The sequence below is a fragment of the Streptomyces sp. NPDC049541 genome, assembly GCF_044465725.1.
Classification (GTDB): Bacteria; Actinomycetota; Actinomycetes; order Streptomycetales; family Streptomycetaceae; genus Streptomyces.
The window spans coordinates 345,532-370,441 of the sequence record NZ_JBITLY010000007.1 but is presented as its reverse complement, the minus strand read 5'-3'; the positions used below and the strand labels follow the sequence as shown (position 1 = coordinate 370,441).

Here is a 24,910-nt window from a genome sequence, read left to right as displayed (position 1 = left end):
CGTGCGTGAGATTCTGCCGACGCTGAGCGAGTGGTACGCGGCCCGGGTCCCGTTCGGCCTGGCGACCGTGGTCGCCGTGAGCCGCAGCGCACCGCGTGGTCCCGGTGCGGCCATGGCGGTGGGGCCCGGCGACGAAGTCGTGGGCAGCGTGTCCGGGGGCTGCGTGGAGGGCGCGGTGTTCGAGCTCGCCCGGGAGGTCGTCGACACCGGCGAGGCACGCCTGGAGAGCTTCGGCTACAGCGACGAGGACGCGTTCGCGGTCGGGCTCACCTGCGGCGGCGAGATCACGCTGCTGGTGCGGCCCGTCACGCACGACACCGACCCGGGTTTCGCCGCGGTCGCACGGTCCGTGGCCGAGGGCCGCCCGGTGACCGTGGCGACGGTGACGGACGGGCCGGCGACGATCGGGGCCACCCTCGCCGTCTGGCCGGACGAGGTGTCCGGGACGCTGGGCACGGCCGGCCTGGACATCGCCGTCACCGCCGACGCACGTGGCGAACTCGCCCTGGGCGCGACCGGGTTGCGCCACTACGGCCCGCACGGCGAGCGCCGCGAGGACGCGGTCACGGTCTTTCTGCACTCCTTCGCTCCGCCGCCGCGCATGCTGGTCTTCGGCGCCATCGACTACGCGGCCGCGGTCGCCCGCATCGGCAGCTTCCTCGGCTACCGGGTCACCGTGTGCGACGCCCGCCCGGTGTTCGCCACCCCCAAACGCTTCCCGGACGCCGTCGAGGTGGTCGTCGACTGGCCGCACCGCTATCTGCGGGGCACCGACACCGACGAACGCACCGTGATCTGCGTTCTCACCCACGACCCCAAGTTCGATGTGCCGCTGCTGGAGGAGGCGCTGCGCCGGCCGGCCGCCTACATCGGGGCGATGGGCAGCCGCCGCACCCACGACGACCGTATGAAACGCCTGCTCGACGCCGGCCTCACCGAGAGCGAACTGTCCCGGCTGCGCTCCCCCGTCGGCCTCGACCTCGGCGCGCGTACGCCCGAGGAGGTCGCCGTGTCCGTCGCCGCCGAGATCGTCGCGCTGCGCTGGGGCGGCAGCGGCACCCCGCTGACGGCCACCGGAGGAGCCATCCATCCGTCGGTGTAACGCCTGTTGGGGGAAGTCATGGCGGCGGGCCCGATCACCGTGACGTACAAGGGACCGGCCGTCACCTCTCACCGCCCGGAAGCAGGGCGCCCGGCAGCACCAGCAGGGCGAGCAGCGCGGCGGCCGCGTAGAGTCCCGCGGCTCCGAGGGCGACGGTGTGGAAGCCCCGGACGAACCCTGTCTCGTCGCCGGGCTGTCCGGCGACCGCGCCCGCCACCGCGATGCCTATCGCACCGCCGGCCTGACGTGCGGTGTTGTTCATCGCGGAGGCCGGCCCCGACCGTTCGGCCGGGACGGCCGCGATGGCCGCGGCGACGACAGCGGGGGTCAGGAAGCCCATGCCGATGCCCCACAGCAGGAACGCGGGCAGCAGGACGAGATACCCGGAGTGCGGTGCGGCCAGGGCGAGGAGGGCGAGCCCGGCCGTGGCGACGAGCAGACCGGCGGCGGCCGGAAGCCGCGCCCCGATCCGGCTGGTGATGCGGGCTGACAACGCCGCCGGATGCCGGGTGCGCACGTACGGCCGCCGCAGCCGGGTGCCCCGCCCCCTTGTCCCGAAACCGGCGGCTACCTCGGGGGCAGGCGGTGCAGCCGTACGTCCGTGAGGAGGCCGTCGGCCACGGAGGCGGTCATGTAGGTGCAGTGGGGCTGGCCGCGCCGATCGGTCGGGGAGCCGGGGTTGAGCAGGCGCAGGCCGCCGGGGGCCGTCGTGTCCCAGGGGATGTGACTGTGACCGAAGACCAGCACGTCGCAGTCGGGGAACCGGGCGGCGCAGCGCGCCTCCCGGCCCTGTGCCGGGCCCGTCTCGTGCACGACCGCGAAGCGCACTCCGCCGAGCTCCGCGTACGCCACTTCGGGCAGCCGGGCCCGCAGCTCCGGTCCGTCGTTGTTGCCGTACACGCCGACGACCCTGCGGCAGCGGGCCTCCAGCAGGTCGAGGGTGGCGGTGTCGACCCAGTCCCCGGCGTGGAACACGACGTCGGCGCGCGGGAGTTCGGCCAGGAGCGGCTCGGGCAGCTGCTTGGCGCGTTTGGGGAGGTGGGTGTCGGTCGTCAGCAGAAGGCGCACACGCTCAGCCTAGAGACGGCGCCGGCGCCGCGGGGTGAGCGGTCCGCCCCGTGCGTCGCTCGGTGTTGGCGGCCGACGCCGCACCACAGGGTGTCGCGCCGGCGCGGTCGGCAGCCCGTTCGTTGTCCACACGCATCGACGTGGCGGCCGTCTCGGCGCCGATGTCCGCGGCGGGGGGTGCTGCACCACGGCAAGCCGATCTACAGTCAAAACTGTTCAGCCTGGACTGGACAGTTTTACCTTACGGTTTTAGGGTCGGGGCATGGATGCACAGGCCACCCTCCCTTCCGAAGGCATCGGCGAGTCCGCCGCCCGTGCGGCGCGGGATCTGCGGGTGGTGGTCAGCCGGCTGCGGCGCCGCATCAGGGAGGTCGCGGAGGACGACGAGCTCACGCCGCCCCAGGTGTCCGCACTGACCCTGGTGGCCAAGCACGGGGCCGCCACGGCCAGTTCGCTGGCCACGGCGGAGGGTGTGCGGCCACAGTCGATGGCGACCACGCTCGCCGCGCTGGACCGGCAGGGGCTGATCCGGCGCAGTCCCGACCCAGACGACGGCCGCCGCCAGCTCATCACCCTGACGGAGGCGGGCCGGCTGCGGGTCGAGGGCGACCGGCAGGCCCGCGAGGAATGGCTGGCCCGGGCGCTGCAGGACCGCTACACCGAGGACGAACGGCGGACGGTCCTCGCGGGGCTTGCGCTGCTGGAACGGCTCACGCAACCGTGATACGTCGGCCATCCGGCACCGGGGGCGGCGCGCGGACCGCCCGCCCCTCCCCCACCGGGTTCGACCGGCGGCTGATCGCGCCGATGCTGTTCGGTTCGGTGCTCAACCCGGTCAACTCCTCGATGATCGCGGTGGCGTTGGTGCCGATCGGGGTCGCCTTCGGTGCCCCGCCGGCCCAGACGGTGTGGCTGGTGTCCGCCCTGTACCTGGCCACCGCGGTGGGGCAGCCGGTCGTCGGGCGGCTCGTGGACATGTACGGGCCGCGTCGCCTCTATCTGATCGGTACGGGTCTGGTGGGCATCGCCGGGCTCCTCGGCGCGGTCGCCCCCTCGCTCGGCGCGCTGATCGGCGCGCGCGTGCTGCTCGGTTTCGGGACGTCGGCGGCGTATCCGGCGGCCATGCAGCTGACGCGGAGCGAGGCCGAGCGCACGGGCCGGGACAGCCCGGCGGGGGTGCTGACCGCGCTCGCCATGGCCAACCAGGTCGTGGCCGTGATCGGTCCCGCCCTCGGCGGTCTGCTGATCGGCCTCGGCGGCTGGCGAGCCGTCTTCACCGTCAACGTGCCGCTGTCGGTGGCCTGTCTGGTCCTGGGGACGCGCCGTCTGCCGAGGACGCCGGGGCGGCGCCGGGGAAAGGGTGTCGACCTGCCCGGCATGGCGTTGTTCGCGGTCATGATGGTCTCGCTGATGGTCTTCCTGACGGGTCTGCGACTCGACCGCTGGTATCTGCCGGTGCTGTCAGCGATCGCCGCGGCGGGTTTCGCGGTGCGGGAGCTGCGGGTGCCCGGCCCGTTCGTCGACCTGCGCGTCCTCGGCGGCAACGTCCCGCTGATCGTCACGTATGTGCGCCAGTTGCTGGCCTACACGACCTCGTACGCCTTCATGTACGGCTTCACCCAGTGGCTGGAGGAGGGGCGCGGTCTGCCCGCCGCCACGGCGGGACTGGTGCTGCTGTCGCTGTCGGCCACCGGGCTCGCCGTCTCCGCCGCCACCGGACGCCGGGAGGCCGTCCGGACCAAGCTCGTCGCCGGCAGCCTTCTGCAGATGGCCGGCTGCGCCGCGCTGCTGCTGGTCGGCTCCGGTACGCCGATGTGGGCGCTGGTCCTGGTCGGTGCAGTGATGGGCGTGCCGCAGGGCCTGCTCGGGCTCGCCATCCAGAACGCCCTGTACCGCCAGGCCGAGCCGGACCGCACCGCCTCGGCCGCCGGGCTGCTGCGCACCTTCGGCTACCTCGGCGCGCTGGCCGCGTCCGCCGCCGCCGCGGCCTTCTTCCCCCACCGCGCCGACACCTCCGGGATGCACGACCTGGCGCTGTTCATGCTCGCCGGATCGGCGCTGCTCCTGGCGTCCGCGCTCCCCGACCGTTCACTCGACACCCTCGTACCGCAACGAAAGACGTGATGTCATGACCGTCACCGCCCTCGACCCGCGCACCGCCCTCGTGGTGATCGACCTCCAGGCCGGCATCGTGGCCGCGCCCGTCCAGCCGCACAGCGGCGCCGACGTCGTCACCCGTACGGTGGAACTCGCCGACGCCTTCCGCGCCCGCCGTCTGCCCGTGGTGCTGGTCCGGGTCTCCTTCGCCGCCGACGGGGCGGACACCGTCCCCGGCCGCACCGAGGTCTCCCGTCCGGGCGGCGCCTACCCGGAGGGCTGGGACGTCGTGGTCCCCGAACTGGCCGGTCACCCCGGCGACATCACCGTCACCAAGCGCAACTGGGGCGCCTTCCACGGCACCGGTCTCGATGTCCAGCTGCGCCGCCGGGGCGTCACGCAGATCGTGCTGACGGGCATCGCCACCAGCATCGGCGTGGAGTCCACCGCCCGCGCCGCGCACGAGCACGGCTACCACGTCACCCTCGCCACCGACGCCATGAGCGACCTGGACCCGGAGGCCCACCGGGGCAGCGTCGACCGGATCTTCCCGCGGCTGGGCGAGACGGGCACCACCGCCGAGATCCTGGAACTGCTGGCCAAGACGCACGACTGACCCGGCCCGCGGAAACGAGGTGAGAAAAAGGCTCGCAGTGGGACGAGGCTCACGGCGGAGATAGCATCTGGCCACCCGTACCCACACTTTCGGCGAGCGACCCGAGGGGGCTCGGAAGCCCGATGCCGGTCAAGGTCAGCGTCATCGTCCCCGTCTACAACCCGGGGCCCTACATCGAGGACTGCATCGCGTCGTTGCTGAGGCAGTCACTGCCACCCGACGAGTACGAAGTGATCTTCGTCGACGACGGTTCCACCGACCAGACCCCGGCCCGGCTCGATGCTCTCGCCGCCGAGGAGCCCCGGGTCCGGGTGATCCACCAGGAGAACTCCGGCTGGTCGGGCAAGCCCCGCAACGTCGGCATCGCCGCCTCCCGGGGCGAGTACGTGATGTTCGTCGACAACGACGACCGCCTCGGCGAGGAGGCCCTGGAGCGGATGTACGACTACGGCGTGGCCAACGGCGCCGACGTCGTCGTCGGCAAGATGGCGGGCCAGGGCCGCGGGGTGCCGGTCGAGCTGTTCCGCCGCAACCGGCCGCGGGCCAGTGTGCGGGACGCCCCGCTCATCGACAGCCTCACCCCGCACAAGATGTTCCGCCGGGCCTTCCTGGACGAGATCGGCCTGCGCTTCCCCGAGGGCAGACGGCGCCTGGAGGACCACGTCTTCGTGACGGAGGCGTATCTGCGCGCCGCCAACGTGTCCGTGATCGGCGACTACGTCTGCTACTACCACGTCCGGCGCGACGACTCCTCCAACGCGGGGTTCCAGGAGTTCGACCCGGCCGGGTACTTCAAGAACCTGCGGGAGGCGCTGGACGTCGTCGACCAGTACACCGAGCCGGGCGCGGTGCGAGACAGCCTCCACCGCCGCTGGCTGCGGGTGGAGATGGTGGAGCGGCTGCGCGGCAACCGTCTGCTCGCCAAGCCGGACGACTACCGGCGCAAGCAGTTCGAGGAGATCCGCCAGGTCGTCCTCGAGCGCTTCGGTCCCGGTGTCGCCGTCGGTCTGCAGCCGACGCAGCAGGTCGTGGTCGCGCTTGTCGCCGCCGACCGGTACGACGACGTGGTGGCCTTCGCCGAGTGGGAGACCGGGCTCGGCCTCTCGGCCCGGCCCGGGACCGTCGAGTGGCAGGACGGCAGGCTGCGCTTCGACTTCGCCGCCGAGCTCACGGCGGGCGGCACGCCGCTGACGTTCCCCGGCGGCGGGGTCCGCATCCCGCTGGACGGCCCGCCGAAGGACCTCGACGAGGCGATCGCCTGGGTGGGCGCCGACACCGTCGCCCGGTTCGGACAGGCCGCCGTGGATCTGCTGGTGCGCGAACGCTCCAGCGCCGCCCAGTACTTCCAGCCCATCGAGGTCACCCGGGAGATCGTGCCGGTCGAGGACAGCGGGCGGGTGCGGCTCGTGCTGCGTGCCACGGCCACCGTCGACCCGGCCGGCGCGGTGGACGGCGCCTCGCTGCGCGCCGGGCTGTGGGACACCTACGCCCGCGTCAGGCTCGGCGGCTGGAGCAAGACGTCCCGCGTGGGTCCGGGCCCGCGCAAGGCACGTGCCGCCACGTCCGCGGCGGTGGTGGGCGGGCGGGTGGTCCTGCCGTACTGGACCGACCAGCACGGCAACCTCTCCCTGGACGTCGACCGGGCCAACCAGCGCCTCGGCCTCGGCCGGCTCGAACCGGACGCCGTGAGTGTCTCCGGGGGCCGGCTGCGCGCGCCCCTGCCGCTGCACGTTCCGGCCGAGACGGCCGTACTGCTGCGGCTGACCTCGCCCGACAGGTCCCTGGACGTGCCGGGCACACTGTCCCCGGCCGGGGACGGGGCCCTGCTGGAGGCCGCCTTGACCGTCGCCGACCTCAGCGGCGCGACCTGGCGGACCGCCCTGTGCGCGGCCCCCGACGCCGCCGAGCCGCGTTTCCTCCCGCTGCCGCTCGCCCTGCGCGCGGACGCGAACTCGATCAAGGTGGTACGGACTCCGAGGCCCTCGGCGGTACGGCGGCTGGCCCGCAGGGCACGGCGTGCGCTGGCCGCGGTCCTCAGACGGCGTGCGGCATCCCGGGCGGGAAAGGCGTGAAAGGGGGCGCTCGCCGGCCATAGCGGGCGCGTGAGCACGGCGTACCCGAGGGCGTCCCTCGGGTGCTGTTCCCGAAGGACGCGCAGGCGCCGTCGTCGGCAGCGGCCCGGCGGACCGGGCTCCTGCCGTACGACGCCTGCACCTCCGGTTACGAGGAGAGTGTGCGCGGCCGGCGACTCAGCGGCCGGCCGTCAGGCTCTCCAGGGCCGAGCGCAGCGGCTGCCAGCCGCGGGAGCGGCTGAGGCCGCGGTTGCGCGCACGGACCAGGGGGCGCCAGAAGTCGGCCCCCAGCAGGGTCTCGGGCGTGACCGCCTTCACCCGCTCCAGGACCGTCTCGGGCACCTTCTGGGGGTCGGGCACCTGGAACTCGGCGATGATCTCGTCGTACTTGTCCTTCAGCACGGTGTTCTGGTGGTCGGCGCCGAAGACGATCAGCTGACCGGTGGGCTGGGTGTCGACGAGGACGGTGACGAGATCGGGCCGGTAGCGGTTCAGGATCTCGATGAGCTTGTAGACGTCGCCGGTCCAGGCGTCGGTGTGCCGGTCGCGGGCGGCCTCGTCGATGCTGCGCGGCAGCATGTCGTCGAAGACGATCACGCTCGACCAGTCCGAGTGCTTCTCGATGTTGATGAAGTCCCGCAGCGCGTACTCGAACAGGTGCATGCCGTCGATGAACGCGAGGTCGAGCGTGGTGCGCCGCCAGTAACCGATCGGGCTGCGGCCCCGGCGCAGGTTGCGCACGGGGTGGCGGCCGCCCTTGAGGTGGCCGAGGGGGTTGTCGCGGGCGAAGAAGTCGTCGCTGGTGGCCTTCACCAGGTGGACGTCGCACCGGATCTCCGTGACGACCTTGAACGCGGGGTCGACCGCGATGCTGGGGACGCGGGACAGCGTGAGACTGCGGCCGTCGTTGACTCCGATCTCCAGGTAGTTGCGGTTCGCGGTGGCCTTGTGCAGACCCCGCAGGAATTCATGGCGTTTCACGAAGGGGACTCCTTGCGGATAAGGGCGAATGCTTCATGCAGGGCGGATCGCCGGTCGCGCGGCGCCGGCAGACCCAGCTCCTGCCGACGGCAGTGGGCGAGCGCGCTGTACGCGGGTCGGGGAGCGGGCCGCGGGAAGGCCCCGCCGCTCACCCGCCGCACCCGGTCGGACCAGGAGGTGTCGCCACAGCCGACGGCATGCAGGACATCACTCGCACCCCGGCCCGGATGTGGGCCGAGGTCGACGGGACGTGCGGCGACGTCCGCGCTCCACGTGGGCTGCCCGCGCTGGTCGTCGACGACGTCGAGGGTGTCGTGGCGGGACTCCAGGTCGATCATCGTGCGGACGAAACTACGCCCGTGAACGCCGTCGAGCCAAGCGGTTCGCGCGATTGCGCTCTATATGGGAAGCTCCTCGGCCGCAGGCGACCCGGTGCGGCGGTGTGCACTGCTCGGGACGTTGGCATGATCTTCGGGGTACGGGGTATGCGCATCGCCCGTCGAAGGCGTGGTCGGCGCAGAGAAGGACCAGGCCGGCGCTGTGTGCCGTGCAGGCACGGGCCGGATTGCGGGCCAACGCCCGCTGAACGGGGTGTTGTTGGCCTGGGTGCGCCGGTGGTCAGTCCTCGCCCCGCACGATGTTGCCCTCCGGGTCGGGCTGGTCGGTTCGCGTGGTGCCCTGCTCGAGAACCGCCGGAATCCAGGTACGCAGCACGCCCTTGCCCCGCAGCCGCCGGGCCCTCGCCCAACCGGTCTCCGGTCGACGGATCGCAAGCTTGTCTGTGGTGTGCGGCGTCACGGCGGTTCATCTTCCTTCTGCTTCAGTGCCTGCTGGCCGGGTCCCCTTCGGCGGCCCGGTCAAACGCCGTATCCGCCGCACGGAACCTGGCGCGAGCAGGCCCCACTTCGGCGCCCTTTCGACACGCCGCGAAGGATGCTGACCGCCTGGCGGGCGAGACCGGTGAAGTGGAGACGCAGTGAGCCGGGTGCGCTCCGCCTCGTTCGTCGTGGACTGGTGACAGAACCATCGTCGAAGCTCGCGTCTGCTGCTGCGCCGAGAACGCCGCGGAGGAAGTCCTGGTCGATCTGCTCCGCCACCCGCTCCAGCATCGGCCAAGCGATCGGTCGCCCTCCGCCTCACCGAGGCCGGTGCTCAGCTGCGGGAGAGGGCGGGCCGGGTGCCCCTCGCCGGCGGCGACGCCATGGGCCCGCCCCCCGGGCAGGGCGTCCTGGCAGTACAAATGCTCGGCTGATCAGCGCCGACGTCACGAACCGAGCACGAGCTCCGCCCACACCTGTTTGCCGCCGCTGGCCGGCACGGTCCCCCACGCATCCGACATGGCCTCCACGAGGAGGATGCCGCGGCCGCCGGTGGCCTCCCAGCCGATGCTCGTCGGCTTCACCGGGGTGCGCGGCGAGGCGTCCGCGACCGAGACGCGCAGCCGGTTGTCGAGCAGGGTGAGGTCGAGACGGACCTGGCCGTCGGTGTGCACCAGGGCGTTGGTGACGAGTTCGGAGACGACCAGGAGTACCGCGTCCATGTCGTCGCGGGTGACGCCCCAGGCGCGGAGGGTGCGGCGGGTGAAACGGCGCGTGTGGCCGACCGCCTCGGGCACGCGCCAGACCGTCCAGCTCTCGCGCAGCGGACGCAGCGCCATGCCGTCGTAGCGCAGCAGGAGCAGGGCGACGTCGTCACTGCGCCGGGCGTTGCCGAGCAGGGTGTCGGCGACCAGGCCGAGGTGGCCGGGGTCGGAGCCGGACAGTTCCCGGGCCAGTCGCTCCATGCCGTCGTCGATGTCTGCCTCCGCGGACTCGACGAGGCCGTCCGTGGTGAGCGCGAGGACCGTGCCGGGCTGCAGCCGCAGCGCGCTCATCGGGAAGTCGGCCTGGGCGACCACGCCGAGCGGCGGCCCGCCGTCGGACTCGGGCACCTCGGTGCTGCCGTCCGGGTGGCGCAGCACCGGCGGCAGATGGCCCGCGCGCACGTACCAGGCGGAGCCCTCCTCCATGTCCACGTCGACGTAGCAGCAGGTGGCGAAGAGGTCGGTCTCCATGTCCGTCAGGAGCCGGTTGGCGTGGGAGACGACCACGTCCGGCGGGTGGCCCTCGACGGCGTAGGCGCGCAGCGCGGTGCGCATCTGGCCCATGAGGGTGGCGGCGCTCGCGTTGTGGCCCTGGACGTCGCCGATGACCAGGGCGACGTGGTTGTCGGGCAGCGGGATCACGTCGTACCAGTCGCCGCCGACCTCCAGGCCCGCCGTGGTGGGCAGGTAGCGGGCGACGGCGACCGCGCCGGGCAGCTTGGGCAGGCGGCGCGGCAGCAGCTGGCGCTGGAGCATGCCGACGAGTTCGTGTTCGGCGTCGAACGCGTGGGCACGCATCAGGGCCTGGCCCGCGAGGCCCGCGGACGCGGTAAGCAGGGCGCGCTCGTCGGGGCCGAAGTCGTGCGGGGTGTCCCAGCCGATCAGACAGGCGCCGGCCATGCGGTTGCCTGCGGGCAGCGGCAGCACGGCGAGTCCGCCGGGGCCGACGTCGGCGAGGGCGGGTTCCAGGGGGGTGCCGGCGGGCCAGATGCGGGCGCGGCCCTCGCGCAGGGCGGCGGCCAGGGTGGGCATGGCGCGCACGGGCGCGTCGGGCCACTCGGTGCGCCACTCCAGGCGCCACAGCTCGGGCCAGGATTCCGGATCGGGCGGGTCGAGGACCGTGACGACGAGCCGGTCCCCCTCCAGTTCGGCGAGCGCGATGCGGTCGGCCTGCAGCGGCTTGCGCAGGGCGGAGACGACCGCCTGGCTGACGTCGCGGACGGTGCCGGCCGTCGCGAGCATGGCGGCGAGGCGCTGGACGCGGGCCACGTCGGTGACCTCGGAGCGCAGCTTGGAGGCGTCGGCGACCGTGCCGACGAGCATGCCCGGCCGGCCCTCGCCGCCGGGCACCAGACGCCCGCGCAGCCGCAGCCACTTGGGCGGTCCGGAGGGCTGCAGGACCCGGAACTCCAGCTCGCGGTCGCCGAGGGACATGTGGTCGGCCTCGACCACCGACATCAGCGAGGGCAGGTCCTCCGGCACCGTCAGGCCCAGCAGGGTCTCGACCCTGCCGTCGAACTCGGCGCGGGTGACGGCGAACAGCCCCAGGATGTCGTCGCCGACCTCCACCCGGCCGCTGTCCATGGCGAGGCTGAACGCGTTGGCCGGCAGCTCAGCGCCCTCGGCGGCGCGGGCGGGGGCGGGACAGCCCACGGCGTCGGCGATCAGCTCCAGGCACTTGCGGTCCTCGGTGTCGAAGCCGTCCGGCCGCTCGCTGACGGCCAGCAGACAGCCGCCGTCCGCGTCCCCCCGCGCGGGCAGCACCGCCAGGTGGAAGTCCCGCGGCGGCGTCCGCCGCGCCTCGGCGTCCCCCGCGAGTTCCTCGGGCCCGAGCCACACCGGGCTTCCCGAGCGGTGGCTGTCGGCGACCGGGGAGCCGCCGGAGCGCGGATAGCTGTCGCGCAGCCCGAACAGCGTTCTGGGCACGCCCGCCGACTCCACCAGGCACAGCAGGTCCCCGTCGTCCTCCGGGGTGTACACACCGGCGAACGCCGCCCCGGCGAAGACCAGCGCCTGCTCCAGGACGCGGCGCACCCGCTCGGGCGCCGGACCGGATGTGAGCGCTTTCAGGGCACCTTCGGCGCGCAGAGTTCTCGTTCTGCGTGCCTCGGCGCCCTCACTGACCACGTCCGCAATTACAGCGCGTATGGGACGCCTGCGCAGCCCCTGTGAGCATTCCGTGGAGGTCATCGGGCGTGCCGACTCGAAACACGCCGAACATGTCTTAACGCGTGCGTATCGCACGGTGATCTCGTGACACGCGTGACTGTCCCGGGCCCCCGGGCGGCTGGAAACGTCGGTGCCGGGCCACGGAGGGGAATCCATGGACAAGCGGTACGAGGTGTACGCACTCGCGGACAGACACTTCTACGAGACGCCGGACCGGCTTGCCGGCGCCGGACAGCAGCCGGCACCGCTCTTCGAGACCGCGCGCCGTGAGGTGCCGGAGGGCTGGGACGCGACGCGGATCGGCGACTGGCTGACGCTGACGCCGCTCGGCGCGGACGGCAGCGCGCTGCCGGGCCCGGCGCAGGGCTGGAAGATCCACGCCTCGGCCACCCGGGCGAACGCGGAGCGGGTCGCGGCCATCGTGTGGGACTACTGCGTGCCGCGCCGGATCCCGTTCAAGTTCGTGCCGGGACCGCATCTGCTGCACCTGCGCAACACCAAGTACGCGGCCCGCGACACCAGCGGCAAGTTCGTCACCGTGTATCCGGCCGGCGAGGAGCAGCTCCATGGGGTGCTGCGCGAGCTGGGCCAGTTGCTGGAGGGCTTCGAGGGGCCGTACATCCTCACCGATCTGCGCTGGCACGACGGTCCGCTCTATGTGCGCTACGGCGCTTTCGCACGCACCTTCGTCGTCGACGAGCGGGGCTCGCTCGTGCCGGCGGTTCGGGACGGCGCGGGCACACTGGTGCCGGACCGGCGGGCGCCGTCCTTCCAGGTGCCCGAGTGGGTGACGCTGCCGACGTTCCTGGAGCCGCATCTGGCGGCCCGCAACACCACGACGGTCGGCGAGTTGCCGTATCGCATCGAGAAGGCGCTGCACTTCTCCAACGGCGGCGGGGTGTACGCGGGCACCGACACCCGTGACGGCCGCAAGGTCGTCCTCAAGGAGGGGCGGCCGCACGCGGGCCTGGCCTCCGACGGCGCGGACGCGATCGCCCGGCTGGAGCGTGAGAAGCAGGCGCTGGAGCAGGTGGCGGGCACCGGGGTGGTGCCCGAGGTGCGGGACTGGTTCACGCTGGGCGACCACCGGTTCCTGGTGATGGACTTCCTGGAGGGGCGCCCGCTCAACTCCTTCTTCGCCGAACGGCATCCGCTGCTCACCCCGGACCCGGATCCGGAGGCGGTCGCGCGCTACACGGCGTGGGCGGTGCGCATCCACGGGGCGGTGCAGCGGGCGGTGGAGGCGGTGCACGCCCGCGGGATCGTCTTCAACGACCTGCACGTCTTCAACATCATGGTCGCCCCTGACGAGGAGTCGGTGTTCCTGCTCGACTTCGAGGCGGCGGCCCCGGTGTCGGAGAACGGCCGTCAGGTCGTCGCGCACCCCGGTTTCTTCGCGCCGCCCGACCGCAGGGGCACCGATGTCGACCGCTATGCGCTGGCCTGCTTACGGCTCGCGCTGTTCCTGCCCGTGACCACCCTGTTCGTGGTCGACCGGGGCAAGGCGGCGCATCTGGCCGAGGTGATCGCGGAGCAGTTCCCGGACGTGCCGCGGGAATTCCTGGACGAGGCCGTCGCGGAGATCACGCGCGGCGCCGCTGTGGGGGCCCCGGCGCTGGTGCGGCCCGGCGACTGGCCGCACAGCCGTGACTCGATGGTCAAGGCGATCCTCGCCTCGGCCACCCCGGAGCGCGAGGACCGGCTCTTCCCGGGCGACATCGCCCAGTTCTCCGACGGCGGCGGACTCGGGCTCGCCCACGGCGCGGCCGGAGTGCTGTACGCGCTGGCCGAGACCGGCGCCGAACGGTACGAGGAGGGAGAACGCTGGCTCCTGGAGCGTACGGCCCCGCCACCGCCCGGCACACCGCTCGGCCTGTACGACGGGCTCGCGGGCGTCGCGTACGTCCTGGACGGCCTCGGCCACCGGCAGCGGGCGCTCGACCTGGTCGAGGGCATCCTCGCCGAGAAGTGGCAGAAGCTCTCCTCCACCCTGCACGGCGGCCTGGCCGGCCTCGGCCTGGTCCTCGGCCGACTGGCGAGTTCGACGGGCGAGTCGGAGCTGCGCGAGCGGGCGGCCGAGGCCGCGGAGATCGTCGTACGACGCCTTGCCGAGCCGCTGCCCGACAAGCCGAGGCGGCGGGCCGGGCTGCTGCGGGGTGCGAGCGGACCGGCGCTGTTCCTGCTGCGGCAGTACGAGTGGACCGGCGACGCCGGGCTGCTGGAAGCGGCCGCGGTGGCGCTGCGCCGGGACCTGGACTGCTGCGTCGTGCAGAAGAGCGGCGGTGGTCTGGAGGTCGACGAGGGCTGGCGGACGCTGCCCTATCTCGGTGACGGCAGCGCGGGCCTCGGCATGGTCCTGGACGACTATCTCGCGCACGCCGCTGACGCGGAGTTCGACAAGGCGCGTTCCGGCATCCTCACCGCCGCCACCTCCCGCTTCTACGCACAGCCCGGCCTGTTCCAGGGCCGCGCCGGGATGATCCTGCACCTCGGCCGCACCACGGAGCCGAGCGCGACGGAACAGCAGCTGGCCGAGCAGATCGCCGCCCTCGGCTGGTACGCGATGACATACGAGGGCCAACTGGCCTTCCCCGGGCACCAGATGATGCGGCTGTCCATGGACCTGGCCACCGGAACGGCAGGGTGTCTGCTCGCGCTCGCGGCGGCCACCGATGGTAGCGCCCACCTGCCGTTCCTCCCGCCGCTGCGGCGGCCCCTATGACGCGGCTCCGCGACCTGACGGAGTCGTGACCCAACCCCGTCCCCACGGGTGAACACACAGATGGAAGGACACGAAATGGCACTGCTCGACCTGCAGACGATGGAATCCGACGAGCACACCGGCGGTGGCGGCGCCAGCACCGCGAGCCTGCTCTCCTGCATCAGCGCGGCGAGCGTTCTGCTCTGTCTCTGACGGCACCGTGATCCACGGCTCCGGGCGGTCCGCTCCCGCGAGGGAGGGGCCGCCCGGGGTCCTGCGCTCCCCCGACCCCCAATGCGAGGCCGCAGCCGTATGACTCGTGCCGACGCCGCTCCTCCCGCCGCGTTGCTGAACTCCGCCACCCGGCACAGCGGCGCGCGCTGCGTCGCCCTGTGCCTGATGAGCACGGCGTCCACCGGTGCCGGACTCCTGCTGCCGGCCGCGCTCGGCCGCACCCTCGACCTTCTCCTCGCCCACTCCCCGGCGACCCGCTGGGTGCTGTACTGCGCGGGGATCGTGCTGCTGCTCGCCCTGCTCGACGCGGGCGAGACCGTGCTGGGCGGCACCGTCGACGCCCGGACCACGGCATGGCTGCGGCGACGGCTGACGGGACATGTGCTGGCCGTCGGCCCGCGCGCCGCCGCCCGCTTCGGACCCGGCGACCTGGTCGCCCGCCTCGTCGGCAACGCGGCCCAGGCGGGGACGGCCCCGGCCGCCCGCGCCGCACTGCTCGCCGCGCTGGCCGGTCCCGTCGGAGGCGTGGTGGCGCTCGGCCTGATCGACCCGTGGCTGGCGGCCGTGTTCCTGGCCGGAGGGCCACTCCTGGCGCTCCTGCTGCGCGTCCTCTCCCGGGACACCACCCGCTGCGTGGCGGACTACCAGCAGGTACAGGGGCGGATCGCGGGCGCGCTGGCGGAGGCGGTGGCCGGCCACCGCACCATCGAGGCGGCGGGTACGGCGGACAAGGAGACGGCGCGGATCCTGCGGCCCCTGCCCGAACTGTCGCGCGCGGGCCACCGCATGTGGCGGGTGCAGGGACGGGCCGCGGCGCAGGCGAGTGCCGTGGCGCCGCTGCTGCAGCTGGGCGTCCTCGCCGTGGCCGGGCTGCTCCTCACCCGGCACCGGCTGTCGGTCGGCGAGGTGCTCGCGGCATCCCGGTACGCGGTCCTCGCGACCGGCGTCGGCGTGCTGGTCGGCCAGTTCGCGAGCCTGGCCCGGGCCAGGGCGGCCGCCGGGCGCCTCGACGAGGTACTTTCGGAACCGACCATGACATACGGTCACCGCCAACTGCCGCCCGGCCCCGGCCGCTTGGAACTGCGGGGCGTGACGGCGCGGCGCGGCGACCGCACCGTTCTCGACGGCGTCGACCTCGTCGTCCCCGGCGGCACGACACTCGCCCTGGTCGGCCGTTCCGGCACGGGCAAGTCGCTGCTCGCCGCACTCGCCGGCCGGCTGGCCGAGCCGGACGCGGGAGGGATCCTGCTCGACGGCGTCCCCCTGCGCGAGCTGACCCACAAGGACCTTCGCGGATCGGTCGGTTACGCCTTCGAACGCCCCGCCCTCCTGGGCACCACCATCGAGGACGCGCTGACGCTCGGCCTGCGGCCCCCCTCCCCCGCGCGCATCCGGGAGGCGACCCGCCTGGCACACGCCGACGACTTCGTGCGCCGTCTGCCGAAGGGCTACGCCACCGCGTGCGCCGACGCCCCCCGATCAGGCGGCGAGTCCCAACGCCTGGGCCTGGCCCGGGCCTTCGCCCACGACGGCCGCCTGCTCATCCTCGACGACGCCCTCTCCAGCCTCGACACGGTGACGGAGGCACAGATCGCCGAATCCCTGACCCGCGGCGCGGCCGGCACCCGACTCCTCATCGCCCACCGGGCGGCCACGGCGGCCCGTGCGGATGCGGTGGCGTGGCTGGACGGGGGGCGGGTGCGGGCGGTGGGCACACATGCGGAGTTGTGGCGGCTGGCCGGGTATCGGGCGGTTTTCGGAGACGGGGGGCGAGCGTGAACGGCGGGGGCCACTGGCGTCGTCGGGGGGTTCGGCGAAGCGAGGTACGAGTGCAGGGGCACTGGCGGACCGCCGACAGCTCGGCGGGACTCGTTGAGGCGTGTCCCTGGCAAGAGGGGGCCGGTTCCAAAGGTCCCCTGGGGGTTCTGCAGAGCAAGGCGCGAGCGCAGGAGCCCCGACGGACGGCCGGCTGCTCGGCAGGCCCCCGTCACAAGGCCCGTCCCAGGCAGGACGGGATCAAGGGGCACCGCCCCCGGCGCATTCGGCAGAGCACAGCCCGAGCGCAGGAGCCCCGGCGGACCGCCAACCGCTCGGCCGGGCTCGGTGACGAGGTGTGGCTCTGGCAGGAGCGGGGCGGGTGGCGCGGTTCCCGGTTCCTGTGGGGTGGAGGCCTGGCGGTGAGGGTGTGCATCGGGGGGTGGCACGGCGTCCGCTTCCGGGTGGTGGCCGGGGACGGGGCGCACGCATGAACAGCCGGGGTGGCGCACAGCACGGCGGGGGGATCCTTGTGCGCGGGCTTCGTTTCCTGCGGGAGCGGTGGCGGGTCGTGGTGCGGCTCGGCGGGTGGTCCGTGCTGGAGACGGGGCAGACCTTTGTCACCGGGTACGCCCCGGCGCGGGCACTCGACGCGGGCTTCCTTGCCGGGCGGGCCGAGGTCGGGCTGGCCTGGCTGGGGGTGGCCGGGCTCGGTGTCGTCGTGGGGGCGTACGGGACCGGACGGGTCTACACGGCCGTCGCCGCCCTGGTCGAACCCCTGCGGGACCGGCTCGTCGAGGGGGTGGTCGGGCGCGGGGTGCGGGAGGCCGACGGCGGGGCGCTGTCGGGGCTGACGCAGCAGGTGGAGATCGCGCGGGACACCTTCGCCGGGCTCGTGATGGTGTCGCGCTCGTTCGTGTTCACCGCGGTGGGGGCGTTCGCCGGGCTGTTCTCGCTCGCCCCGCTGCTCCTGCTGGTCGTGGGGCCGCCGCTGGTGGCCGGGGTGGCCCTCTTCGCGGCGTCGCTGCGGCCGTTGGCCCGCCGGCAGGAGGCGTTCCTCGTCGCCGACGAGGCCCTGGCCGACCGCCTGGGTCCCGTCTGTCCGGGGCTGCGGGACATCACGGCCACCGGCGCCGAGGAGCGGATCGCCGCCGACACGGGGGAACTCGTCGACGCCGAACTACGGGCCGCCCGCTCCCTCGCCCGCTGGGGCGTGCTGCGCATCGCGTCGCTCGCCGTCGGCGGCCAGCTCCCGATCGTGCTGCTGCTCGCCGCCACCCCCTGGCTCATGTCCCGGGGGGTCACGACGGGCGCCCTGGTCGGCGCCCTCGCCTACATCACCCAGTCCCTCCTTCCGGCTCTCGGCAACCTGGTCCACGGCCTGGGCACAAGCGGCTCCCGCCTGCTGGTGGTGCTGCGGCGGCTGGCTCCGCCCCACGGGGCCGACACCGGCCGTCCGCCCTCGGTGCGCACCGTGCAAGGCAGCCCCGACGCCCACCCCGCACCGCCTCCGCCCCGGCCGGCACCCACCGGCCAGCCCGACCCCGCAACGCCCCCCGGCGACCGGACTCCCAAGACGCTGCCCGTGCCCGACCGGCAGGGCGAGCCGCCGATCCCTGCCCCGCACCGGTCGCCCCCCGACGGCGCAGCCACCACCCCAGCCACCCCCGGCCACCGCCCCCCGGCCGTACCGGTCCGCCGGAGCAAGCGCGCCACACCGGCCCCGCGACGCCCGGCGCCCACCCATGCCCCCGCCCTCTCCCTCACCTCCGTCACCTTCGCCTACGGCCCCACCGCCACCCCCGTCATCGAGGACCTGGACCTCGTCCTTCCTCCCGGCTCCCACCTGGCCGTCGTCGGCCCCAGCGGGATCGGGAAGTCCACGCTCACCGCTCTGGTCGCGGGGCTGCTGGAGCCGCGTAGCGGGACGATCCGGGTGGCCGGGGAGCCGGTGCCCTCGGCGGCTGCCGCTCGGCGGCGGGTGCTCATTCCGCAGGAGGCGTACGTCTTCAACGGGACCGTCGCCGACAACCTGGGCCACTTCCGGGACGGCCCCTTGTCCGAGGCCGAACTGCTCGCGGCGGCCGACGCCATCGGGCTCGGTCCGCTGCTCGACCGCCTCGGCGGGCCCGGTGCCCGGATCGACCCCGTGGCGCTCTCCGCGGGCGAACGGCAGTTGATCGCGCTGGCCCGGGCCTATCTGTCGGACGCCCCACTCGCCCTGCTCGACGAGGCGACGTGTCATCTGGATCCGCAGGCCGAGGAGCGCGCCGAGCGGGCGTTCGCACGGCGGCCGGGCGGCACCCTGGTCGTGGTCGCCCACCGCATCAGCTCGGCGCGGCGGGCGGATCGTGTGCTGGTCATGGACGGGCGGGGCACCGCGTGCGGAACCCACCACGAGCTGCTGGAGGCCTCGCCGCTGTACCGGGAGCTCGTCGGCAGCTGGACGCCCGTGCCGTCACAGCCAGCCCTCCCCCTGCGAGATACGGATCGCGTCGATCCGGTTGCGGGCCCCGGTCTTGCGGGTGATGGCCGCCATGTAGTTGCGCACGGTCCCATGGGACAGATGGAGGCTCCCGGCGATCTCCGCGACGGACGCACCCTCGGCGGCCAGGGATAACACGCTCAGCTCCCGCCGGGTCAGCGGCATCTCGGCGGCCTTCAGGAACCCGAAGCCCAACGAGTCGTTGATGAAACGTTCCCCCTGAGCGACCTGCCGGATTCCGTTCACAAGGTGTTCCGGCGAGGCCTCCTTGTCGACATAGCCGAGCGCCCCCGCCTCGATCGCCCGTTTCAGCAGGCCCGGCCTGTTCGCACTGGCAAGCACGAGAAGTCTCGGCGGGGCCCCGTTCGGGCCCCGCGAGCGTAACTCCCCGAGCGGCGGGATGCCGTACGCGTCCGCGCACTCCAGGTCCGCCGCGCAGACATCGGGCCGCAGGGACCGCACCCGGCCTGGTGCGCCGCGCCACGGCGTGTCCTCCACTCGGAGGTCGGGTTCCCGGCGCAGCCAGTCCGCCAGCACCGATCGCACCAGACACTCGTCATGTACCAGAAGCACCCGGATCACTGCCGCCCCTCAGCATTCCGTCATTCCGTCTGCGGTCACATTGGTGTTGAACGCGTGCCCATTGTTGGCGTCCGCGACCGCTCATGGGCGCGAAGAACCGGCCAACAGGGTGCGCGGGGGCGCACGCGCGGCGCCCGCACGCCGCTCCGCGCATCAACTGAGGGGGCATGCACCAGCGGCTAAGGGGTATGCGGGCTTCTTCACCGAGCCGCGGGCCGTCGTGTGCCCGTACTCGGGCCGGGCGGCGCCGTCCCGGCCACCGCTCGCCGTGCGCGACCGGCCGCCAGGAGGCAGATTGATCCCTGGGACCCGTCGCCCGGCCGTGCGAGGAGGTGGTCGGCGTGTCCGACGGGCAGACGTCCGCACAGGCGCCGGCGACCACGAGGACGCGGGTGGGCCGACCGCTGCTGTCCCTGGCGCTGGCGTCGATGATGGACGAGGTCAACGCCCACTCCGGGGCGGTGTATCTGCTGTCGCCCGCCGAACCCGTGCTGGAGATGGCCGTGATGGCGGGCCTGCCCCGGGCCTTCGCCGCACCCTGGGAGCGGGTGGGGCTGAGCGCGCCGATCCCGGTCGCCGACGCGGTGCGGGAGCGGCGGCTGGTGTGGGTGGGCGGCGAGGAGGAGATGGCGGCCCGCTATCCGCGCATCGCAGTGGTGCTGCCCTATCCCTTCGCGCTGGCCGCGGTGCCCGTGGCGACCGCCTCTACGGCGTACGGCGCCGTCTTCGTCACCTGGCCCGGCTCCCATCCGCCCGACCTCTCCGACCGGGAGCGGAACCATCTGACCGCGGCCTGCGACCGGCTCGCGAAGCGGCTGGAGCGTGCCCTGGAGGAGAGCCGGCAGCTGCTGCCCGAGCCCGATCTGCTCGGTGGACCGCCGGTGGGCGGCCTGGCCGGCACCCTCGGCACGGTGGAGGCGGCACGGATGGTGGCACGGCTGCCGTACGGGCTGTGCTCGCTGGATCTGCACGGCCGGGTCGCCTTCGCCAACGCGGCGGCGGCCGAACTGATCGGTCTCCCGGTCAGCAGGCTGCTGGGCACGCAGCTGTGGGCGTCGGTGCCCTGGCTCAACGACCCCGTGTACGAGGACCGCTACCGGGCCGCGCTGATGAGCCAGCAGACCACCTCGTTCGTGGCGCTGCGCCCGCCCGGGGACTGGATGTCCTTCCGGATGTATCCCAGTACGACCGGGCTCAGCGTCCGTGTCACCCGGGCGCGGGCGGTGGCGGAGATGAACCGGGCGGGGCCGCAGCCCGGTGACGCCCCCTCCCGGCTGGTCACCATCTCCCAGGTGCTGACGCTGGCCGGTGCGCTGACCGAGGCGGTGGGGGTGCAGGACGTGGTGCAGCTGGTCGCGGACGAGGTCGCGCCGGCCGTGGGCAGCCAGGCGCTGGTGGTCCTCGGTTCCCGGGCGGGGCGGCTGCATGTGCTGGGGCACCGCGGCTATCCCGACCCGCATCTCGTGGAGCGGTTCGACGGGCTGCCGCTGGCCGAGCCCACGCCGGGCACGCACGCGCTGAACACCGGGGTGCCGGCGTTCTTCGACTCCCGCGAGGAGCTGGAGCGCCTGTATCCCTCGCGGCACGCCACCCCGGACGGCTTCGCGGCCTGGGCCTATCTGCCGTTGATCGCCTCGGGGCGCCCGGTGGGCACCTGTGTGCTCGCCTACGCGGAACCGCATCCGTTCCCCGCGGACGAGCGGGCGGTGCTGACGAGCCTGGGCGGCCTGATCGCGCAGGCCCTGGAGCGGGCCCTGCTCTACGACGCCAAGCACCAGCTGGCGCACGGCCTGCAGGCGGCCCTGCTGCCGCACTCGCTGCCACCGCTGGCCGGCATCGACTCGGCCTCCCGCTATCTGCCCGCCACCCACGGCATGGAGATCGGCGGCGACTTCTACGACCTGGTGCCGACGCGGGGCGGGGCGGCGGCGGTGATCGGTGACGTCCAGGGCCACAACGTGACCGCGGCCGGGCTGATGGGGCAGATCCGCACCGCCGTGCGCGCCTACACGACCGTGGGGCAGGCGCCCGGCGAGGTCATGGGCAGCACCAACCGGCTGCTGATCGATCTCGGCGCGGATCTGTTCGCCAGCTGTCTGTATCTACGGCTCGATCCCGCGCGCGGGCAGGCCGTGATGGCCCGCGCGGGTCATCCGCCGCCGCTGCTGCGCCGTCCCGACGGGCGGGTGCGGGTGCTCGACCTCGCCGGTGGCCCGCTGCTCGGCATAGACGGCTCCGCCGGCTATCCGACGACGCAGGTCGACCTCGCTCCCGGCTCCGTACTCGCCCTCTATACCGACGGGTTGATCGAATCGCCCGGCGTCGACATCGAGGACGCGCTCGCCGGGCTCGGTGAACGCCTCGCCGAGGCGGGCGAGTTGCCCCTGGACGACCTCGCCGACCATCTCGTACGGCACAGCACGGCCGCACGCGAACGGCTCGACGACGTGGCGCTTTTGCTGCTGCGGGCCCGTTGACGACGTCCGAACGGGCGCGGACACGACGCGGTCCGGCCCTCCCGCCGGAGGGCCGGACCGTCCACCATCGACCGGAACCGCGCTGGAGGCCGATCAGTGGGTCTCCATCAGGGGGTCCGCGCTCGATGAGTGCACTCAGTCGGTGAGCGGAACTCGATCACTGGGACCCGGTGAGGGACGACGAACCGTCGCCGATACCGCTCTGGTCGCCCGCACCGGTGCCGGACTGGTCACCGGCACCGGACTGGTCGCCGACGCCGTTCCCCGACTGGTCACCGACTCCGTTCCCCGCCTCGTCACCGGCCGTCGCGGACGGGTCGGCGGTGCCCACCTGGTCGCCGCCGCCGACGGCGTCGCCGCCTCCGGCCTGGTCGCCGGCCGAGGCGGACGGGTCGGCGGTGCCCGCCTGGTCACCCGCGCCCGCACCCGCGCCCCCGTCGCCCAGCGTCGCGCCCGTGGCCTGCAGGGCGGTGGTCACCGGCTGGAAGAACGTCTCGCCGCCGTTGGTGCAGTCGCCGCTGCCGCCGGAGGTCATGCCGACCGCGCTGCCGTCCTGCGTGAACAGCGAGCCACCGCTGTCGCCGGCCTCGGCGCAGACGTTGGTCTGGATCAGGCCGGTGACGGTGTCGACGCCGTTCGGGTCGGTTTCGCTCTGGAAGTTGACCGTGGCGTCGAGACCGGTGACCTGGCCGTCGTGCAGGCCGGTGGTGCTGCCCATCCGGAAGACCGTCTCGCCGACGGTGGCGTCCGCGGCCTGGGTGATCTGGACGGTCTTCCCATCGCCGGTGTTGACCTCGCTGGCCGCCTGGGTGTTCGGGTCGTCGTACTTGACCAGGGAGAAGTCACCGTCGCCGGGGAAGGTGGCCTGGTCGACGGTGGCGATGGGCTGCCCGGTCTCGGAGTCGGACCACTGCTTGGCCGCCACACCGCAGTGGCCGGCGGTCAGAAAGGCCGGAGAGCCGTCACTGGCCTTGACGTTGAAGCCGAGGGAGCAGCGCACGGTGCCGCCCTGCGCCTGCGCGAAGATGGCGTCACCGCCCGCCACCTTCGTCCTGAAGGTGCCGGAGGACTTCTTCACGGTGGCCATGTCGGCGCCGAGGCTCTTGACCGTCGACGTCAGTCTGTCCCACTTGGCGCCGGTGACCGTGGAGTCCGCCGTGACAGCCAGCTTGTTGGTCTTCGGGTCGATCGCCCAGGCAGTGCCCGGGATGGTCGCCTTGGCCTTCAGGGTCTGTGCGCCCGCCTTCAGCGCAGCCAGGCTGTTCCTGACCTCGCGGACCTTTGCGCCCGCCTTCTCCGCCTGGACGACCACGTTGTTCTTGTCGCCGGATATGACGTTGACGACGAGCTGCTGTGTGCCGGAGTCGTAGTAGGAACCGGCGAAGGCGTCACCGAGCAGGTTCTGGAGCTGCGAGGCGAGATTCGATGCGTCGGTCGCCTTCAGGACCCTGGGGGCGGCATTCGTCGACGACCCGTCCTGCGAGGCGTTGGCGTGCGGCAGCAGGATGGCGGCTGCGCCGAGCGCCGCGACGCTGCCCGCCGCGATCGCGGCCTTGCGCTTCGGAATTCGCTTGTGACTCAAACTTCTCGACCTCCTGGGGGGACCGGAGTCTGTGCCGCCGTACGGCAGCTGTTCTGTTCGGGCGCCTGGATGGCTGTTGGTACGCACGGGTCTCACGGTGCGTTCAATTCCGTTTGCCAACTCGCTTTGCGCAACGCCGATTCGGCCATGACCCGCGTCTGACGAACCCGCGCGGGGAACAATCGCCCATATGACGATGACCACCGCCGAAGCCGACAAGATCCTCTCCGCCAACTTCGCCCCTTGGGTCCTCGAGCTGGGCCTGACGGTCAAGGCCCTCGCCGACGACCGGGCAACACTGCGACTTCCCTGGTCGGACCGGCTGGCCCGGGAGGGCGGCGGGCTGTCGGGGCAGGCGCTGATGGCCGCCGCCGACACGGCCACCGTGATCGCCGTGTCGGCCGCCCGCGGGTCCTACGGGCCGATGACGACGGTGCAGCAGTCGACGTCGTTCCAGCGCGCGGTGACCGGTTCGGATGTCCTGATCGAAGCGGTGCTCACCAAACTGGGCCGCCGTATGGCATTCGCGGACATCACGATGACCGCCGAGGCTTCCGGTGAACTCGCGGCACGCGCGAGCACCGTCTACGCACTTCTCGGCTGAGCGTTTCTCGGCCTGATTCCGGGTCGGCACGGTCCGCAGTCGATCGACGACGTTCCGTTCGGAACTGCGATCTGAATCACAACTTCAGGGAATCTGCACATCCAATTCCCATCCGGGTCACCGGATGCGGGAGATCTGCACACGGCGGCTGTCTTCGTCACGTCATTGGGACGGGAGTGTCGGATTCGTCGCGGAGAGGGCAAGGCCGCGGATGAACCGATGCCGTGACGCATGTGAAGAACTCGCCATCGAGGCGTGCGCAAGTCTGCACGGATGGGTGCCCCTGGGGTTCAAGTTGCCTGGTGAGGCCGTTGGTTGATTGGAAGCCCGCGGCTGCAGCGTGCTTTGATCCATCGCACCGCAGGGCCGCGAAGGGTCACCGGAAACGGAAGCCCGGCGCCTGCGGTCGCGGCCGTCGCTCTGTCCCCCAGAGGGGGGCCGCTCCCCCCTTGTGAAATATCCATACGAAGGGAAGTTCCATCATGAACTCCACCCCCCGTGTTGAGACCGTTGAGATCTCGGACGCCGAGCTCGACGCTGTTTCCGGCGGCCTGTCGATCAACGCTGTCAACTCCGTCACCGGTGCGCTGGACGGCATTGCTCCCGTTTCCGGCACGGTCGACACGGTCGTCGGCACCGTCGAGGGTGTGACCGGCCTGAACACCGCTCCGGTCACCAGCCTGGTCGCCGGTCTCTGATCGCGCCTTTTGTGATCGTCGAGTCCCGGAGTCGTCATGCGACTCCGGGGCCTTCGGTTGCCGTAAAAGCCTCACACAGGCTCTTGAACCAGCCGGCTCGTGCGA

General features: G+C 72.9%; 19 protein-coding genes and 1 pseudogene. 12 read left to right on the top strand and 8 right to left on the bottom strand.

Annotation, left to right across the window (positions count from 1 at the left end; translation table 11 throughout):
• Position 1: 1 nt before the first annotated feature.
• Positions 2–1,102, top strand: coding sequence for an XdhC family protein (locus tag ACIBW9_RS27265; RefSeq protein WP_398959336.1), 1,101 nt, complete (start codon positions 2–4; stop codon positions 1,100–1,102).
• A 61-nt stretch (positions 1,103–1,163) separates the two neighbouring features.
• On the opposite strand, the gene ACIBW9_RS27260 is transcribed toward ACIBW9_RS27265, so the two are convergent.
• Both ACIBW9_RS27260 and ACIBW9_RS27255 read right to left on the bottom strand, forming a co-directional pair.
• Complete coding sequence (locus tag ACIBW9_RS27260) at positions 1,164–1,595, bottom strand: MFS transporter (RefSeq protein ID WP_398959334.1); 432 nt, start codon at positions 1,593–1,595, stop codon at positions 1,164–1,166.
• Positions 1,596–1,669: 74 nt separating this feature from the next.
• Complete coding sequence (locus tag ACIBW9_RS27255) at positions 1,670–2,170, bottom strand: metallophosphoesterase family protein (protein ID WP_398959332.1); 501 nt, start codon at positions 2,168–2,170, stop codon at positions 1,670–1,672.
• A 262-nt stretch (positions 2,171–2,432) separates the two neighbouring features.
• Here ACIBW9_RS27255 and ACIBW9_RS27250 point away from each other — a divergent pair, with 262 nt between their 5' ends.
• From ACIBW9_RS27250 to ACIBW9_RS27235, 4 genes are all read left to right on the top strand, one after another.
• Positions 2,433–2,894 carry a MarR family transcriptional regulator gene (locus tag ACIBW9_RS27250; protein WP_398959330.1) on the top strand — a complete coding sequence of 154 codons (462 nt, stop codon included), beginning with the start codon at positions 2,433–2,435 and terminating at the stop codon, positions 2,892–2,894.
• Positions 2,891–4,294, top strand: a complete 1,404-nt coding sequence (locus tag ACIBW9_RS27245; protein WP_398959328.1) for an MFS transporter — start codon at positions 2,891–2,893, stop codon at positions 4,292–4,294. The genes ACIBW9_RS27250 and ACIBW9_RS27245 overlap by 4 nt, the downstream gene beginning before the upstream one ends.
• A gap of 4 nt (positions 4,295–4,298) precedes the next feature.
• Positions 4,299–4,883 carry a hydrolase gene (locus tag ACIBW9_RS27240; protein WP_398959326.1) on the top strand — a complete coding sequence of 195 codons (585 nt, stop codon included), beginning with the start codon at positions 4,299–4,301 and terminating at the stop codon, positions 4,881–4,883.
• 122 nt (positions 4,884–5,005) lie between these two features.
• The gene (locus ACIBW9_RS27235; RefSeq protein ID WP_398959324.1) at positions 5,006–6,955 is read left to right on the top strand and encodes a glycosyltransferase family 2 protein; all 1,950 of its coding nucleotides are present in this window, start codon (positions 5,006–5,008) and stop codon (positions 6,953–6,955) included.
• Positions 6,956–7,132: 177 nt separating this feature from the next.
• Here ACIBW9_RS27235 and ACIBW9_RS27230 read toward each other — a convergent pair whose 3' ends face one another.
• From ACIBW9_RS27230 to ACIBW9_RS27215, 4 genes are all read right to left on the bottom strand, one after another.
• The gene (locus ACIBW9_RS27230) at positions 7,133–7,936 is read right to left on the bottom strand and encodes a class I SAM-dependent methyltransferase (protein ID WP_398959322.1); all 804 of its coding nucleotides are present in this window, start codon (positions 7,934–7,936) and stop codon (positions 7,133–7,135) included.
• Positions 7,933–8,274 carry a sugar nucleotide-binding protein gene (locus ACIBW9_RS27225; RefSeq protein WP_398959320.1) on the bottom strand — a complete coding sequence of 114 codons (342 nt, stop codon included), beginning with the start codon at positions 8,272–8,274 and terminating at the stop codon, positions 7,933–7,935. The genes ACIBW9_RS27230 and ACIBW9_RS27225 overlap by 4 nt, the downstream gene beginning before the upstream one ends.
• A gap of 280 nt (positions 8,275–8,554) precedes the next feature.
• On the bottom strand, positions 8,555–8,734 hold the full coding sequence (locus ACIBW9_RS27220; RefSeq protein ID WP_398959318.1) for a hypothetical protein: 180 nt from the start codon (positions 8,732–8,734) through the stop codon (positions 8,555–8,557).
• A gap of 466 nt (positions 8,735–9,200) precedes the next feature.
• A complete protein-coding gene (locus tag ACIBW9_RS27215) occupies positions 9,201–11,645 on the bottom strand; it encodes a SpoIIE family protein phosphatase (RefSeq protein ID WP_398959316.1) in 2,445 nt (814 codons plus the stop codon).
• A 196-nt stretch (positions 11,646–11,841) separates the two neighbouring features.
• On the opposite strand from ACIBW9_RS27215, the gene lanKC reads away from it, so the two are divergent.
• The 4 genes from lanKC to ACIBW9_RS27195 all read left to right on the top strand — a co-directional run bounded on the left by lanKC (position 11,842) and on the right by ACIBW9_RS27195 (position 18,997).
• On the top strand, positions 11,842–14,409 hold the full coding sequence (gene lanKC, locus ACIBW9_RS27210; RefSeq protein WP_398959314.1) for a class III lanthionine synthetase LanKC: 2,568 nt from the start codon (positions 11,842–11,844) through the stop codon (positions 14,407–14,409).
• Positions 14,410–14,484: 75 nt separating this feature from the next.
• Positions 14,485–14,601 (top strand): SapB/AmfS family lanthipeptide, encoded by a 117-nt coding sequence (locus ACIBW9_RS27205; RefSeq protein WP_030937754.1) that lies wholly within the window; start codon positions 14,485–14,487, stop codon positions 14,599–14,601.
• Positions 14,602–14,700: 99 nt separating this feature from the next.
• Positions 14,701–16,401, top strand: a complete 1,701-nt coding sequence (locus ACIBW9_RS27200) for an ABC transporter ATP-binding protein (protein WP_398959312.1) — start codon at positions 14,701–14,703, stop codon at positions 16,399–16,401.
• 466 nt (positions 16,402–16,867) lie between these two features.
• The gene (locus tag ACIBW9_RS27195; protein ID WP_398959309.1) at positions 16,868–18,997 is read left to right on the top strand and encodes an ATP-binding cassette domain-containing protein; all 2,130 of its coding nucleotides are present in this window, start codon (positions 16,868–16,870) and stop codon (positions 18,995–18,997) included.
• Here ACIBW9_RS27195 and ACIBW9_RS27190 read toward each other — a convergent pair.
• Positions 18,920–19,399 (bottom strand): annotated as a pseudogene (locus tag ACIBW9_RS27190) (LuxR C-terminal-related transcriptional regulator); the annotation flags it as partial. The gene ACIBW9_RS27195 and the pseudogene ACIBW9_RS27190 sit on opposite strands and share 78 nt — an antisense overlap.
• 377 nt (positions 19,400–19,776) lie before the next feature.
• Here ACIBW9_RS27190 and ACIBW9_RS27185 point away from each other — a divergent pair.
• The gene (locus tag ACIBW9_RS27185) at positions 19,777–21,921 is read left to right on the top strand and encodes a PP2C family protein-serine/threonine phosphatase (protein ID WP_398959307.1); all 2,145 of its coding nucleotides are present in this window, start codon (positions 19,777–19,779) and stop codon (positions 21,919–21,921) included.
• A gap of 157 nt (positions 21,922–22,078) precedes the next feature.
• On the opposite strand, the gene ACIBW9_RS27180 is transcribed toward ACIBW9_RS27185, so the two are convergent.
• On the bottom strand, positions 22,079–23,503 hold the full coding sequence (locus tag ACIBW9_RS27180; protein ID WP_398959305.1) for a S1 family peptidase: 1,425 nt from the start codon (positions 23,501–23,503) through the stop codon (positions 22,079–22,081).
• 190 nt (positions 23,504–23,693) lie between these two features.
• Between ACIBW9_RS27180 and ACIBW9_RS27175 the strand changes: the two genes are divergently transcribed.
• Both ACIBW9_RS27175 and ACIBW9_RS27170 read left to right on the top strand, forming a co-directional pair.
• On the top strand, positions 23,694–24,107 hold the full coding sequence (locus ACIBW9_RS27175) for a PaaI family thioesterase (protein WP_398959303.1): 414 nt from the start codon (positions 23,694–23,696) through the stop codon (positions 24,105–24,107).
• Positions 24,108–24,589: 482 nt separating this feature from the next.
• Complete coding sequence (locus ACIBW9_RS27170) at positions 24,590–24,805, top strand: type A2 lantipeptide (RefSeq protein ID WP_351476953.1); 216 nt, start codon at positions 24,590–24,592, stop codon at positions 24,803–24,805.
• Positions 24,806–24,910 lie beyond the last annotated feature (105 nt).